11 protein-coding genes and 3 pseudogenes are annotated in these 15005 nt (G+C 57.0%); 10 read left to right on the top strand and 4 right to left on the bottom strand.

Annotation, left to right across the window (positions count from 1 at the left end):
* Positions 1-75: pseudogene (locus ASD36_RS31755) on the top strand (hypothetical protein); the annotation flags it as partial.
* Positions 60-572: a transposase gene (locus ASD36_RS29840; RefSeq protein WP_244489768.1), complete on the top strand. Its 513-nt coding sequence runs from the start codon at positions 60-62 to the stop codon at positions 570-572. The pseudogene ASD36_RS31755 and the gene ASD36_RS29840, both read left to right, overlap by 16 nt.
* Before the next feature lie 217 nt (positions 573-789).
* On the opposite strand, the gene ASD36_RS08560 is transcribed toward ASD36_RS29840, so the two are convergent.
* The 4 genes and pseudogenes from ASD36_RS08560 to istA all read right to left on the bottom strand — a co-directional run.
* Positions 790-1881, bottom strand: a complete 1092-nt coding sequence (locus ASD36_RS08560; RefSeq protein ID WP_060509948.1) for an IS5 family transposase — start codon at positions 1879-1881, stop codon at positions 790-792.
* A gap of 35 nt (positions 1882-1916) precedes the next feature.
* Positions 1917-2321, bottom strand: a complete 405-nt coding sequence (locus ASD36_RS08555; RefSeq protein WP_244489764.1) for a transposase — start codon at positions 2319-2321, stop codon at positions 1917-1919.
* 636 nt (positions 2322-2957) lie between these two features.
* Entirely contained in the window at positions 2958-3755 is a 798-nt protein-coding gene (locus tag ASD36_RS08550; RefSeq protein WP_060509907.1) for an ABC transporter permease, read from the bottom strand.
* Positions 3756-4048: 293 nt separating this feature from the next.
* Positions 4049-4782, bottom strand: a pseudogene (gene istA, locus ASD36_RS08545) (IS21 family transposase); the annotation flags it as partial.
* Positions 4783-4891: 109 nt separating this feature from the next.
* On the opposite strand from istA, the pseudogene ASD36_RS08540 reads away from it, so the two are divergent.
* The 8 genes and pseudogenes from ASD36_RS08540 (at position 4892) to nirD (ending at position 14838) form a co-directional block, all read left to right on the top strand.
* A pseudogene (locus ASD36_RS08540) lies at positions 4892-5844 on the top strand (IS110 family transposase).
* A gap of 855 nt (positions 5845-6699) precedes the next feature.
* Positions 6700-7287 (top strand): ANTAR domain-containing response regulator, encoded by a 588-nt coding sequence (locus ASD36_RS08535; protein ID WP_060509905.1) that lies wholly within the window; start codon positions 6700-6702, stop codon positions 7285-7287.
* 41 nt (positions 7288-7328) lie between these two features.
* On the top strand, positions 7329-8621 hold the full coding sequence (locus ASD36_RS08530) for a CmpA/NrtA family ABC transporter substrate-binding protein (protein ID WP_200954885.1): 1293 nt from the start codon (positions 7329-7331) through the stop codon (positions 8619-8621).
* Between the two features lie 361 nt (positions 8622-8982).
* Positions 8983-10281 (top strand): CmpA/NrtA family ABC transporter substrate-binding protein, encoded by a 1299-nt coding sequence (locus tag ASD36_RS08525; protein ID WP_060509901.1) that lies wholly within the window; start codon positions 8983-8985, stop codon positions 10279-10281.
* A gap of 63 nt (positions 10282-10344) precedes the next feature.
* Positions 10345-11238 carry a nitrate ABC transporter permease gene (ntrB, locus tag ASD36_RS08520; protein ID WP_060509899.1) on the top strand — a complete coding sequence of 298 codons (894 nt, stop codon included), beginning with the start codon at positions 10345-10347 and terminating at the stop codon, positions 11236-11238.
* Between the two features lie 11 nt (positions 11239-11249).
* Positions 11250-12047, top strand: a complete 798-nt coding sequence (locus ASD36_RS08515) for an ABC transporter ATP-binding protein (protein WP_060509896.1) — start codon at positions 11250-11252, stop codon at positions 12045-12047.
* Positions 12048-12052: 5 nt separating this feature from the next.
* The gene (gene nirB, locus ASD36_RS08510; RefSeq protein ID WP_060509895.1) at positions 12053-14503 is read left to right on the top strand and encodes a nitrite reductase large subunit NirB; all 2451 of its coding nucleotides are present in this window, start codon (positions 12053-12055) and stop codon (positions 14501-14503) included.
* The gene (nirD, locus tag ASD36_RS08505) at positions 14503-14838 is read left to right on the top strand and encodes a nitrite reductase small subunit NirD (protein ID WP_060509893.1); all 336 of its coding nucleotides are present in this window, start codon (positions 14503-14505) and stop codon (positions 14836-14838) included. Before nirB ends, nirD begins: the two co-directional genes overlap by 1 nt.
* Positions 14839-15005 lie beyond the last annotated feature (167 nt).

Raw genomic sequence — 15005 nt, 5'->3', positions numbered from 1 at the left:
CTGGCTTTCTGTTGGGCACATGGGCGCAGAAAGCTGATCAAGGCCACGCCAAAGAGCGGATCACCCATCGTCGACGAGGCGCTCATTCGCATCGCCGCGCTATACAAGATCGAAGACAGTATCCGAGGCTCAGACCCCGACATCGCCGGGCCGTTCGACAGGACCTGTCCCTCCCGCTGGTGGACGAGTTCTTCACCTGGCTCGCGGCTCAGGCTGTGCGKGTCTCACGCAAATCCGATCTCGGCATTGCCCTGGCGTATATGCTGAAACGACAGGATGGCTTTCGGCTGTTCCTTGATGACGGCTGCGTCGATATCGATTCCAACCTGGTGGAAAACGCCATCCGTCGCCCGGCCATGAACCGCCGCAACGCGCTCTTTGCGGGCCATGATGAAGGGGSGCGGAACTGGGCCCGGTTTGCCAGCCTGATCGGCACTTGTAAAATGAATGGCGTTGAGCCCTACGCCTATCTGTGCGACCTCTTCACCCGCCTCGCAAACGGCCACCTCGCCAAAGACATCGATGCCCTGATGCCATGGGCCTATGCCGCGCGCATCAGAGCCTCACAATGAGCTCGTCAGATACTCTTCGGTGAGCTCATTTGACGGCCCGTAGATCAACCGAAAAATCTATGGGGCGTGGACGTCGCATACGTCAGAGCCTCACAATGAGCTCGTCAGATACTCTTCGGTGAGCTCATTTGACGGCCCGTAGATCAACCGAAAAATCTATGGGGCGTGGACGTCGCATACTGGCGGCGTGCATTCCGGCCTTTCGGCCACCCGTGCGTCATGCGGCCTGCGGTTTTCCGGTCAGCCAGACATAACGAAGCATATTGTAGGCGATATTGGCCATACCGATCTTCACCTTCGCCCTGCTGATGCCAATGGTGCGGATGAAGAGCTTCATCTTGTCCTTCTGCCTTGCGAAGACATGCTCGACGGCGGAGCGCACTTTCGAGCGGCGGCCATTGGCTCGCGACATCGCTTCCGGCATGGGTTTGCCCTTCGGCTTCCTCTGATGGATGTCAGACTTCAGGCCATTGTCCTGCAGCCATTCCTCATTGGTCTTCGAGCGATAGGCGCTGTCGGCCCAGACCGTCGATGCCGTATTGTCCTTGGCGACGACATTCCTGAGTTGGGCGCCGTCATGGCCGCTCGCACTCGTCACCGTCCATCCCCGGATGAAGCCGTGCGCTCGGTCGATGCCGGCATGGTTTTTGTAACCGAACATCGGAATAGCAATGTCATGCTGCTTCGTCGCGGCTGATGTCGGCGTTTCCGTGGGCTGCATGGCCTTGGAATACTTCACCGTCCAGCGCGCGTCGCGGTCCTTCTGCGCGAGCTTGGCGGGCTTGTCTTTCCACTCCGACGGGATTTCGCCAGCCTTGATCGCTGCCTTCTCGTCCTGGTTATTGTGCTGCTTGGGAGCCTGAATGATCGTCGCGTCAACGATCTGCCCACCCTTGGCCAGATAGCCAGATCGCGAGAGATGTTTGTCGAAACGGGCGAAGAGATTGTCGATGGCACCGGCCCGAACAAGGCTTTCGCGGAACAGCCAGATCGTCTTGGCATCCGGCACCTTCTCCGACAGGGACAGACCCAGAAACCGCATGAACGACAGCCGGTCCTGGATCACGAACTCAGCCTGGTCGTCGGAGAGGTTATAGAGCGCCTGCAAAACTAATATCTTGAACATCAGCACCGACGGGAAAGCAGGGCGCCCACCCTTCAATCCATCCGACCGCTTCAGCGCTTTCGCCAACGGCTTCTCGAACACCGGCCAGGGAATGATGCTGTTGAGCTTCTCCAGAGGATCACCGACGGCACTCAGACGCTCGTAACGTTCGTCCAAATCCCAAAACCCAGGCTGTCCACGCATCATCCGCTCCCTGCAAATCACACAGGCCAATTGAATCAGAAAATAAACAAAAGGGGGAGGTTTTTAGAGGCGTCCAGCTTCGTATCGAGAGAAGGCTGGAGCCGCTCGTCTTCAATCTTTACCACAGGGACGAAACACATCTCCTGCCCATCCGATACGCGCTCGCGGGCGCAGCGGCGCCAGTAGTGTAACAAGCCTTGGCTGACGCCGTATTGACGTGCGACCGCAGAGATATTGGCACCAGGCACAAAACTCGCCGCCGTAATCGTCGCCTTATCCTCGGGGCTCCATCGACGCCGGCGCTCTTCGCCGATGATAACCTCGACGCGACGCGGACCCGATCGAGCACGCTCCGCATTACCTTGCGCATAGTGTTGATGACTGTCATCAGCACTATGCGGTCCAACTTTCTCATCGCCCTCGATTGGCACCAGATCCATAATTCCCTCCTTCAAATCTCGAAAGATAAGAATTATGCGCGAACTCAAATCCCGTTAAAACGTGGGGTGTTCGCAATGCTTACGNGGCACCAGATCCATAATTCCCTCCTTCAAATCTCGAAAGATAAGAATTATGCGCGAACTCAAATCCCGTTAAAACGTGGGGTGTTCGCAATGCTTACGAAGGACAAGATGAAGCTCTTCATCCGCACCATTGGCATCAGCAGGGCGAAGGTGAAGATCGGCATGGCCAATATCGCTTACAATATGCTTCGTTATGTCTGGCTGACCGGAAAACCGCAGGCCGCATGACGCAGGGGTGGCCGAAAGGCCGGAATGCACGCCGCCAAGGCGAAAATCATTATCAACGATGACAGGCTTCCTCGCCAGGTTCACCCGGCAAACGGCCTTACGGACCCATCAACACAACGACAGCCGGTAAATAGAGGCGTCCAACTGGTGTGATCGAGTATTCATTTGGTTCTCGTGGGGAAGGGCAAATGACGGAACGCAACGCGATCAGGCAATTACCCTTAAGTAGCAATATCTTACAGATGGCAACAACGCACTCACCGCCGACGTCTGTTAATTTATCCCCACCGATTGTTGCTCTGCATTGCGAGTGAAAAGGCACCCCTATGCATGAAGGGCGCGCTGGTTCCGAAGCATCCGCTCGGCAGACAAGCCAATTATGAGTACACCGAAAGTCCACTGTAAAATATAATTCATCGAAAGCATATGAGTTGGGTAGGTCGAATAAAACCCTGTGCGAAACAGCGCCACAAAATGTAACAGCGGATTGTACGAAAGGATATTTTTGATGACGGGCGGCATGTACTCAGGGATGAAAAAAACCCCACTCATGAAAATTTGAGTACGCGATATTCCGCCCCAAATAAATTTCCATAACGGGAACATGTAAATTAAGTAGGAATTGACCAATCCCAAGCCAAAAGAAAAGAGGAGTATGAGGATGGTAAACTGAACTATAGCAACCACGTTAAAAGGGATCGCGTAGCGAGACAGTTCTAGGACAGAGATCATCGCAAAAAATGCGATAAATATCAACCCGTATGAAATAAACTCAACTAGCGCACGGGAGATCGCAAAATCCAAAGCCTCCACCAGCGGAATGACTGTTACCGATTTTGCAGATTCCATCGCAGAAGCTGCTCGAATACTTATTGTTCGAAAAAAAAGAATGGGGAAGATACCTGTAGTAATGAATAGGAGCAGGCTATCTCCGATCAAAAGATGCCGTCCCAGAAACTTGAAAATAATGAAATGCGCTACGATGAAAACAACGGCTTCCATGAGGTCAAATAGCTGACTGAAGGCATGCTTTTTGTTACGCAGCCGGACTTCTCGGATCATCAGCGCTGAAATAACACGCAACTGTATCGTAAAACTAGACTGATTAGGTGACGTTCGCATTAAGTCTATCCTCAACGGTGGCATACCAGCGAACCTAACATCCGCAGCCGTCGACCAGCAAGATCGAGCGCCCCATTCTAAAGAGGTCGCTCAGAAGGAACGAAAATTGAAGTACCAGGTTACAGCGGTGACCACGCTAAAAGCTTGGCAGCATTTGACAAAAGACAAATACCAAGTGCTGCGGTGTTATAAAACCGTTACCTTCATGAGCAACCATTGACGATGGCGGAAGGGAAAGTCAACAAAAATCCAGCAAATACTGGTCGGCATAGCGAGCTAGCTCAGCCGGCGTCTTCAAAGATGCGAATCTCGTTGGCCAGGGTGTGGACCTCGACGAAGCGTCTTTGGGTGGCGTCAGGAACGCTGTAGGTGTTCCCACCAACGATCACCATGCCCTCACGGGATATCATCGTGCGCTCAAGCCTTAAGACCGACCGGAACGGGACAAGCGGCAATGGGCGCAGATTCGGTCGTTGTTCGGCAAAGGCTTCAATGACAATGCCCTCTGTTGTGGCATGAACACGTGGATTAGCCACCGTATCAAGCCAATGCCGCAATTCGGCGTTCAGATCATCAAGGTTGCGAAACGCAACGGGCCAGGAAGAAGTCTTCGGATATATCGAAATGGCCGCTCGACCTTTCACTTCGTCTTTGCCCTATAGAATTTGCATGCCCGTAGGTGGAAACGGTAATGGCGGGCGAGATCGAGCAAAGCCCGATTATAGACGCTACCGTCTGTGTCGCCTTCGCTGATGACGGCAGTTTTCATACGATCATAGAGTATCTCGCGAGGAGCACCGTCGGCAAATCCTGATGCATGGCAAAGCGGGCCCAGATGAGACGACTATGGCCCAGAACCATGGAGAACAGTCAGACAATCCTCGGTGTTAATGGCTCATCGGTGAAGACCACCTGGAATTGGGCGAAATCAACCTGCGCCCTGTTCGCCGGGCACGGTCTCAAATCTTACTTCGAAACCGGGCTGTGGGGCAGGACGGATGTCTCGAAGAAAATTTGTGACGGCAGTGTAGCAGGCGCGCCCTCGGAAAGGCCCATGATGGCCTTCAGGTAACGGGATGGTCCGCCTCGTCCTCCCGTAGCATTATGAGGCTGTCAAACCGAAGAAGGAGGTTGCAATGCCACAACGCAATGCGCCGCGTTCAGCGGCTGTCTACGGAATTGATATTGGTAAGAACATCTTCCACGTCGTCCGTCTCGGAAGCGACGGCGAGCCAGTTCAGAAGGTTCGCTTGCGAAGCGACACGCTGCTGCAATTCTTTGAGCGAGAAGCGCCAGCGATTGTAGGGATGGAATCCTGCGCTGGCTCTCAATGGATTGCACGGAAGATACAGGCTCTGGGACATAGGGTGCGCTTGATCCCCGCGCAATTTGTGAAGCCCTATGTAAAATCGAACAAGACCGACATCATCGATGAGGAGGCGATCGCTGAAGCGGCTACGCGGCCAACGATGCGGTTTGCGACACCCAAGAGCGCGGAACAAGCCGATCTTCAGGCTTTGCACAGGGTGCGAGACCAGATGATCGGAATGCGAACCCGGCTGATCAATCAGATGCGAGCCTTCTGCCTGGAATACGGGATTGCCCTTCGCCAGGGCGCGGGTCTGTTCAAGCTCGACGTGCCACAGGTTCTCGAAAGACCAATCAAACGACCTTTCGTCGGCGATGTGGAAGCTGCTCGCAGATGATCCCCGGAATCGGAACATTGGGTGCAACTGAGCTCCTTGCAGCGGTTGGCAACGGTCGGCAATTCCAAAAAGCCCGCGACCTGGCGGCGTGGCTCGGCCTTGTGCCGCGAGAATACTCGACCGGCGGAGAGCAAAAGCTTCTCGGCATCAGCAAGCGAGGAAACCGCTACGTGCGCAAACTGCTCGTACATGGGGCACGATCATGCTTTCGGCATCTCGAGCGAACACGGGACCGACTGGGGAACTGGCTGGATGGCCTTCAAGCCCGGATGCACCCAAACAAAGCTGTCGTCGCACTTGCCGCTAAAATGGCCCGGATTGTCTGGGTCGTCCTGACCAAGCCTGGAGCACTCTACGAACGCAGAGACCCTGCATTCGCCTGACGCTCCTGGCTCGATTGCAAGGCTCGGGAATACTGATGACGAAACACTGGATCAAAATGTCGTAAGTCCTGTGCAAAAAAGCGGGCTTCGTGGGCGAACCATTTATTGGTAACGGCGTGTGCGGATCTCATCATGGCCTGGTTGCAACAGCAGCCCACTCGCGAGAGGCCGGATACATTTATGCAACTGGAACCGTCATTTGCGATGTCGCGAACCCTTGCACGGACGGGGCAGACCATACTTCTTTTGGAAGAAGCGCACGGAATGCGGCTGTATCCAGCTTCTGTTTGACATAATCCGCTGGCTGCTTAACTTCCACAGCTGAGACGACCCGTCTCAGCTTGACCCTGCTGAAGACGGAGCGCTTCGGCTTAGCCCATTGTGCCCGAGCAAGAATACCTCTATTTTTTCGTTCACCAAGACTAGATGCAGAAGCAATTCTTTTGCTACCTCGAGATCCGAAGGTTCAAAATTGGGGCGAACGATCGCGAATGAAGCTCACGATTTACGATATCGCAGCGCTGATAATGACCATAATTCTGGTTGGCACCGCCTATTTTGTTTCGATTCCACTAATTCATCTCTTGTGCATTGGTTCACCCTGAGCCGGAAAACTCCAATCTCCGGCGGTCCAAAGTTTGGTCCCAGAGCACTTCACCCAAGACTCTCCTGAAAACCGGAGAAAAATGGGTCTCAGGTCAATCGCATATCGTCGCGATGTACTATCATCGCTTGCAAAATACCGGGAGTAACGAACCCGACAATTTAGCCTAAATATTAATCGGCAAACTTTATGATGCAATTTTAGGCTGACCTTGCATTGCGCGATTTGCTGCACTGCGCCATAAATGAACGATGACCCATCTGGATCTCACCATTCTTGTGATCGACGAAAACGCTATTCGCGCCTCGATAATCGAGGAAGGATTGCACGAGGCCGGACATTCCAGGGTCACGGTCGTTCATGAGGTCAACGGTATCGCGCGCGTGATCGAGTCACTACAGCCGGATGTGATCTTCATCGATCTTGAAAACCCGAACCGCGACATGATGGAGCACCTGTTCCAGCTGACGCGCACCGTTGGCCGGCCGATTGCCATGTTCGTCGATCGATCGGATACTGCCTCCATCGAGGCGGCCGTCGATGCGGGCGTGTCGGCCTATATCGTCGACGGCCTGAAGAAGGAACGGGTCAAGCCCATTCTCGACATGGCGGTCAGCCGCTTCAACGCTTTCAGCCGGCTACAGCGGGAACTGGCGGACGCCAAGTCAGCACTCGAGGAGCGCAAGATCGTCGAGCGCGCAAAGGGTATCCTGATGAAGATGCGTAGCCTTTCCGAGGAACAGGCGTTTGCGCTGCTGCGCCAGACCGCGATGAATGAAAAGAAGAAGATCGCTGATATTGCCCAGAGCGTCGTCACGGCTGCCGGATTGCTGATGTGATGCCCGCGCAAGCCGGACATCGTCCGGCGGAAGGAATTGGAGTGAACATGATCACCAAGATCACGGATTTCAGCGGCGACAACGGCCTTGCCGCGCCAGCGCGCTTGGCCAGCGAAGGCTCGCGCACGCTGCGGGCGGGTTTCATTCCGCTCGTTGACGCGTCCGTGCTGATTGCAGCGTCAGAATTCGGCTTTGCACAGAAGGAAGGCATAGTACTTGATCTCGTCAAGGACGTTTCCTGGGCCAATGTCCGCGACCGCCTCGCCTTCCGGCAGTTCGACATCGCCCATATGCTGTCACCGATGCCGGTTGCGTCAATGCTGGGCCTGGGCTCCAATCCATCGCCGGCAAATACGGCTTTTTCGCTCGGGCGTGGCGGCAATGCCATCACCCTGTCGATACAGCTTTATGCCCGCATGGGACAAGAGGCATCCCTGAACGAAACGGCGAGCGCGCTGGAACATGCGCACGCTCTGGCAAAGGTCATTCGAGCGATGAAAGCGCGCAGCGAGCCGCTACCGACGCTGGGCGTCACCTATCCCTTCTCATCGCATAACTACGAATTCCGCTATTGGCTTGCAGCAGGCGGCATCGATCCGGATCATGACGTCAAACTCGTCGTCGTGCCGCCACCGATGACGTCCGATGCGCTGGCGGCTGGCGCAATCGACGGATTCTGCGTTGGCGCGCCCTGGAACATGGTCGCCTCCGAGCGCGGCGTCGGACGCATCGTCGCCGCCAAGCATGATATCTGGCCGTCCGCCCCGGAAAAAGTCATCGGCATGCGGCCGGAATGGGTTGAAAGCAATCCCGAGACCGTATCCCGGCTGATTGTGGCGCTCGATGCAGCAGCACACTGGTGCGACCAACCGGACAATCACGCGGCCCTGTCTGAAGCCCTGGGCAATAGCCGTTACATCGCCGCCCCGGTCGATACTATCCGCCGCGTGCTGGCAGGCGAGTTCAATCTCGATGATCAGGGCAATCGCCGCATCATCGACGGCTATTTCCAGTTCCATGCCAACTTTGCCAATTACCCGCGCCCGAGCCAGGCCCTCTGGATCTACACTCAGATGATACGCTGGGGCCAGGCTGGCCTTTCCTCCAAGGGCCTGACGGCTGCGGCTACGGCCTACCGGCCGGATCTCTACCGCCTGGCGCTTGGGGCGAATGCGGCACCACTGCTGGATGACGATCTCCGCGTCGAGGGAGCCTCTGATGGAGACCGTTTCGTGGATGGACACGTTTTCGACCCGACCCGGATCGCCGACTATCTCGCCAAATTTCCGGTCAAGAGCAGCGCGATTGGTAACAGTTCGGGCGAAGACATCTAACCTTTACCTTTCTGCACTGCACAAAATTTCCCACTCTAACTTCGCCGGCCCAAAGCAACCGCTGAATTTTTTTGCATCTTTTCCCTTCGGTTAAAAAATACTCACTAGACGAGCGAGAACAAAAACACCTTCAATTTCAATGCACTAATATTTCCTTAGGAAACTGGCACGGGCTTTGCATAACATAAATCGTTGCGGTCAATGGCGATCGCGACGAGCCGAGGCCAAACAGGCCTTCGCAAAGACATCGACGTCGTAAGGGTTTTGCAGTCCGGGATTCCTCCTTCCCGAAGACGCAAGTCTCCGAGCGGCGTTTTTTATTGCCCAAAATCCGACCGGCCACTCTTAAGGGAACCTGTTCATGAAGACGACTTTGAGCAACGGCATCACCCGTCGCAGCCTTCTCAAGACGACCGCCACCGCAGCACTGTTCACGGCGGTCAAAACGGCGTTCCCATCCGGTGCCTTTGCCGCCACGGCTGGCCCGGAAGTGACCGGCGTCAAACTCGGCTACATCGCGCTGACAGATTCGGCGGCGCTCATCATCGCCAAGGAAAAGGGCTTTTTCGAAAAGCACGGACTTCCCGATGTCGAGGTTGCCAAGCAGGCCTCCTGGGGCGCGACCCGCGACAATCTGGTGCTCGGCGGCGAAGCCAACGGTATCGACGGCGCGCATATCCTCTCGCCGATGCCATACCTGATGCACACCGGCAAGGTGACGCAAAACAACGTTCCTGTGCCCATGGCGATCCTTGCCCGCCTGAACTGCGACAGTCAGGCGATCTCCGTCGCCCGGGAATATGCCGATACCGGCGTCCAGCTCGATGCCTCCAAGCTGAAGGCGGCTTTTGAAAAGAAGAAGGCCGATGGCGGCGAAGTGAAGGTCGCGATGACATTCCCCGGCGGCACCCACGATCTCTGGATCCGCTATTGGCTCGCCGCCGGCGGCATCGATCCGGATAAGGACGTCTCCACCATCGTTGTGCCGCCGCCGCAGATGGTCGCGAACATGAAGGTCGGCAACATGGATGCCTTCTGTGTCGGCGAACCCTGGAACGAACAGCTGGTCAACCAGGGCATCGGCTTCACTGCCGCGTCCACCGGCGAACTCTGGAAAGGGCACCCGGAAAAGGCACTTGGCATGCGGGCCGACTGGGTGGAGAAAAACCCGAATGCCGCCAAGGCGCTGATGATGGCCGTGATGGAAGCCCAGCAATGGTGCGACAGCATGGACAACAAGGAAGAAATGGCTGCCATCGTCGGTAAGCGTCAATGGTTCAACGTACCGGTGAAAGACATCATCGGCCGGCTGAAGGGCGACATCAATTACGGCAATGGCCGCGTTGTAACCGGCACCAACCTCTACATGAAGTTCTGGGCCAATGGCGCCTCCTACCCGTTCAAGAGCCACGACAGCTGGTTCATCGCCGAGAACATCCGTTGGGGCAAACTGGCCCCCGGCACGGACATCAAGGCATTGGTCGATCAGGTGAACCGTGAGGATATCTGGCGTACTGCGGCGGCCGATCTCGGCATCGCCGCCGCAGACATTCCGGCAACAACCTCGCGCGGCAAGGAAACCTTCTTCGACGGCAAGGTCTTCGACCCGAAAAACCCCTCCGCTTATCTCGATAGCCTGTCGATCAAGGCTGCGTCCTGACCAAAACAATCCCGGCGCATGAAATTTGCACCGGATTTCCACTATATCTTCAGGAGACACTCCATGCCCGCACTCGCCCGCACGGAAAAAATCGCACCGGCTGTATTGCCCAAGACAAGCGCAAGGGTCGTGGCCTTGCCCGGCCGGCCCATGGCAAAATTCAACACCAGAAAGGTTGCGCTTGCCGTGGCTCGCAATGCCGTACCGCCGCTGATCGTGCTGGCCGCCATTCTGATCATCTGGCAGGTTCTCTGTTCTGAAGCCGGAGCAACGCTGCCACCGCCATCGCAGGTCTGGCAGGAAAGTTACGATCTGATCGCCTACCCGTTCTTCAACTACGGATCGCAGGATATCGGCCTTGGCTGGCGGGTGCTGATCTCGCTGCAGCGCGTCGCCTACGGCTTCGGACTTGCCGCCGTCACCGGGGTTCTCGTCGGCGCCTTGATCGGCCAGTCGATCTGGGCGATGCGCGGACTTGATCCGATCTTCCAGATCCTGCGCACCGTGCCGCCACTCGCTTGGCTACCCCTGTCGCTGGCTGCGTTCCAGGACTCGAACCCGTCTGCCATCTTTGTGATCTTCATCACCTCGATCTGGCCGGTGGTCATCAACACCGCCGTCGGCGTTCGCAATATCCCGCAGGACTATCGCAACGTCGCCAAGGTGCTGTGCCTCAACCAGTTCGAGTTCTTCTTCAAGATCATGCTGCCATCTGCTGCACCCTACATCTTCACGGGCCTTCGCATCGGCATCGGACTGTCCTGGCTCGCCATCGTTGCTGCGGAAATGCTCACCGGCGGCGTCGGTATCGGCTTCTTCATCTGGGATGCGTGGAACTCATCACGCCTGCCCGACATCATTGTCGCACTCGCCTATATCGGCGTCGTCGGCTTCATCCTCGACAAGCTGGTTTCAGCCGTCGGCTCCGTCATCACCCGCGGCGCATCCGCAAACTGAGGGCCAAGATCATGAGCGCTTACCTGAAACTCGACCATATCGACAAACACTTTGACCGGGCGGGAAGTCGCGCCGAAGTGCTGAAAGGCATCAACCTGACGATCGAAAAGGGTGACTTCGTTTCGATCATCGGCCATTCCGGCTGTGGCAAGTCGACTTTGCTCAACCTGATCGCTGGCCTGACGCCAGTCTCCTCCGGCGCGGTGCTTTTGGAAAACCGGGAGGTCAATGCACCCGGCCCGGAGCGGGCCGTCGTCTTCCAGAACCACAGCCTGCTGCCGTGGCTGACGGTCTATGAGAACGTCAATCTCGCCGTCTCCAAGGTTTTCGGCAGGACGAAAAACAAGGCGGAACGCCACGACTGGGTGATGGCCAATCTCGACCTCGTCCAGATGGCACATGCGAAAGACAAGCGTCCATCAGAGATTTCCGGCGGCATGAAGCAGCGTGTCGGCATTGCCAGGGCACTCGCCATGGAACCGAAGATACTGCTTCTCGACGAACCTTTCGGCGCGCTCGACGCCCTGACGCGGGCGCATCTTCAGGACGCGGTAATGGAAATCCATCTTCGCCTCGGCAACACCATGCTGATGATCACCCACGACGTTGACGAAGCCGTTCTCCTCTCCGACCGGATCGTCATGATGACCAATGGCCCCGCGGCCTCTATTGGCGAAGTGCTCGACGTTCCGATCGCCCGCCCGCGCAATCGCATCGAGCTCGCCTCGGACCGGACCTATCTCAAATGCCGCGAGGCTGTGCTCAAATTCCTTTACGAGCGTCACCGCTTCGTCGAAGCCGCGGAGTAACCGGCATGACCCAGAAACTCATCATCATCGGCAACGGCATGGCACCCGGGCGCATGCTGGAGCACTTGTTCGAACAGGCACCCGGCCTGTACAGCGTCACCATCTTCAACGCCGAACCCCGCGTCAACTACGACCGCATCATGCTCTCGCCGGTGCTGTCCGGCGAAAAAACGTACGAGCAGATCGTCATTCATGGCGACGGCTGGTATATCGAAAACGGCATCACCCTTTACAAAGGCCATAAGATCGTCGCTATCGATCGCGCCCGGAAAACCGTGACTTCCGATCATGGGGTGACGGAAAGCTACGATAAGCTGGTTATCGCCACCGGCTCCGTTCCGTTCATCATTCCGGTACCCGGCAAGGACCTGCCCGGTGTGATCACCTACCGCGATCTCGACGATGTGCAAGCCATGTTGCTCGCGGCCCAATCGCGCGAAAAGGCCATCGTTATCGGCGGCGGTCTGCTCGGGCTCGAGGCCGCGGCAGGTCTTGCTTCCCGCGGCATGGATGTGACCGTGCTCCATGTCATGCCGACGCTGATGGAACGCCAGCTCGATCCGGCCGCCGGTTATCTCTTGCAAAAGGCAGTCGAGGAACGCGGCATCAAGGTCATCACAAAGGCCAACACAAAGGCCATTATTGGCAATGGCAGGGTCGAGGGCATCGAACTCGACAACGGCACGATCATCCCGGCGACACTCGTTGTCATGGCAGTCGGCATTCGGCCAAGCGCAGGTCTCGCCAAGGAAGCCGGCCTCGCCGTCAATCGCGGTATCGTCGTCGATGCCGGCATGCAGACCTCGGATGGCGATATCCTGTCGCTCGGCGAATGCGCTGAAGTGGATGGCATGGTCTACGGTCTTGTCGCGCCGCTCTACGAAATGGCCCGTATCGCAGCTTCGCATCTCGCTGGCGATCGTTCGCCCGCCTTCGTCCATTCAGACACGCCGACAAAGCTCAAGGTGACAGGCATCAACCTCTTCTCACTCGGCGACTTCGCCGAAGGTGATGACCGCGAGGAGATCGTGCTGCGCGATGCGACAGCCGGTGTCTACAAGCGGCTGGTGCTGAAGGATAATCGCATCATCGGTACCGTGCTCTACGGTGAAACCGCTGATGGAGCCTGGTTCAATGACCTGAAGAAGAAAGCCACCGATATTTCCGAAATGCGCGAAACGCTCATTTTCGGCCAGGCCTACCAGGGAGGGTCCCCGCTGGACCCTATGGCGGCCGTTGCAGCCTTGCCGGATGATGCGGAAATCTGCGGCTGCAACGGCGTCTGCAAGGGCAAGATCACCGGGACTATAACGTCAAAGGGACTGACCTCGCTCGACGATGTGCGGGCTCATACCAAGGCATCCGCCTCCTGCGGCTCCTGTACCGGCCTTGTCGAACAGCTTATGACCATCACGCTCGGCGACGCCTACAATCCGGCCGCCGTTCAGCCCATGTGCAAATGCACGGAGCTGGGCCACGACGACGTGCGCCGTCTGATCAAAGCCAAGGGCTTGAAGACCATTCCCGCCGTCATGCAGGAACTGGAGTGGAAAACCTCCTGCGGCTGCGCCAAATGCCGCCCGGCCCTCAACTATTACCTCGTCTGCGACTGGCCGGACGAATATGCCGACGACTACCAGTCACGCTTCATCAACGAGCGCGTCCACGCCAATATCCAGAAGGACGGCACCTATTCGGTGGTGCCGCGCATGTGGGGCGGCGTCACCAATTCCGGCGAATTGCGGGCGATCGCCGATGTGGTCGACAAATTTGAAATCCCGATGGTCAAGGTTACCGGTGGCCAGCGCATCGACCTGCTTGGTATCGAGAAGGAAGACTTGCCCGCCGTCTGGGCCGATCTCGGCAAGGCTGGTTTTATCTCCGGCCAGGCCTATGCCAAGGGCCTGCGCACGGTCAAAACCTGTGTCGGTTCCGACTGGTGCCGCTTCGGCACGCAGGATTCGACCGGGCTTGGTATCCGCATCGAAAAATTCATGTGGGGGTCTTGGACCCCTGCCAAGCTGAAGCTTGCGGTCTCCGGCTGTCCGCGAAATTGCGCCGAGGCGACCTGCAAGGATATCGGCGTGATTTGCGTCGATTCAGGCTTTGAAATCCATTTTGCAGGGGCCGCTGGCCTCGACATCAAGGGCACAGAGGTTCTGGGCTTGGTGAAAACCGAGAACGAAGCGTTGCAGTACATCGTCGCGCTGACACAGATGTATCGCGAGCAGGGCCGCTATCTCGAGCGCATCTACAAATGGGCCAAGCGCATCGGGCTCGACGAAATCCGCCGCCAGATCATGGGCGATGCGGACAAGCGCCAGGCCTATTACGAGCGCTTCGTTTTCTCCCAGAATTTCGCTCAGATCGATCCCTGGTCGGAGCGCGTCTCCGGCAAGGACAAGCACGAGTTCCGACCCATGGCGACGGTCGGTTATCCGGAGGCAGCGGAGTGATGGATACGAACTGGGTTGATATCGGTAACATCAACGACATCCCGCTGCGCGGCGCGCGGTGCGTGAAAACCCCTCAAGGCAAGATCGCCGTGTTTCGCACGGCGGAGAACGAGGCCTATGCCATCGAGGACCACTGCCCTCACAAAGGTGGACCACTCAGCCAGGGTATCGTGCATGGAACGGCCGTCACCTGCCCGCTGCACAACTGGGTCATCTCGCTGGAAACCGGCAAAGCGCTGGGTGCCGACCAAGGTGAGGTGCGAACAATAAAGGTGCGCAACGACAACGGCGCACTTTCCATCGCGCTCGAAAGCCTGATGATGGCGGCGGAGTAGGCGGATGTCAGAGTTTGCGGTGTTGCCCCCCTCTGTCAGCTTCGCTGACATCTCCCCCACAAGGGGGGAGATCGTTCTTTTCCCTCTAGGTCTAGCCAATGACGGACGTAGGAAGCATACGGTCAATCTCCCCCCTTGCGGGGGAGATGTCCCGGAGGGACAGAGGG

This window comes from Rhizobium sp. Root1334, from assembly GCF_001426665.1.
Classification (GTDB): domain Bacteria; phylum Pseudomonadota; class Alphaproteobacteria; order Rhizobiales; family Rhizobiaceae; genus Pararhizobium.
Note: the sequence above shows the minus strand (reverse complement) of the source record. Positions and strands in the feature narration are given on the sequence as shown.

Bases quoted from the DNA above. Each gene is read 5' to 3' on its own strand.
- ASD36_RS08560 (WP_060509948.1), bottom strand. From the start codon at position 1,881: ATGCGTGGACAGCCTGGGTTTTGGGATTTGGACGAACGTTACGAGCGT.
- ASD36_RS08555 (WP_244489764.1), bottom strand. From the start codon at position 2,321: ATGGATCTGGTGCCAATCGAGGGCGATGAGAAAGTTGGACCGCATAGT.
- ASD36_RS08550 (WP_060509907.1), bottom strand. From the start codon at position 3,755: ATGCGAACGTCACCTAATCAGTCTAGTTTTACGATACAGTTGCGTGTT.
- ASD36_RS08535 (WP_060509905.1), top strand. From the start codon at position 6,700: ATGACCCATCTGGATCTCACCATTCTTGTGATCGACGAAAACGCTATT.
- ASD36_RS08525 (WP_060509901.1), top strand. From the start codon at position 8,983: ATGAAGACGACTTTGAGCAACGGCATCACCCGTCGCAGCCTTCTCAAG.
- ntrB (WP_060509899.1), top strand. From the start codon at position 10,345: ATGCCCGCACTCGCCCGCACGGAAAAAATCGCACCGGCTGTATTGCCC.
- ASD36_RS08515 (WP_060509896.1), top strand. From the start codon at position 11,250: ATGAGCGCTTACCTGAAACTCGACCATATCGACAAACACTTTGACCGG.
- nirB (WP_060509895.1), top strand. From the start codon at position 12,053: ATGACCCAGAAACTCATCATCATCGGCAACGGCATGGCACCCGGGCGC.
- nirD (WP_060509893.1), top strand. From the start codon at position 14,503: ATGGATACGAACTGGGTTGATATCGGTAACATCAACGACATCCCGCTG.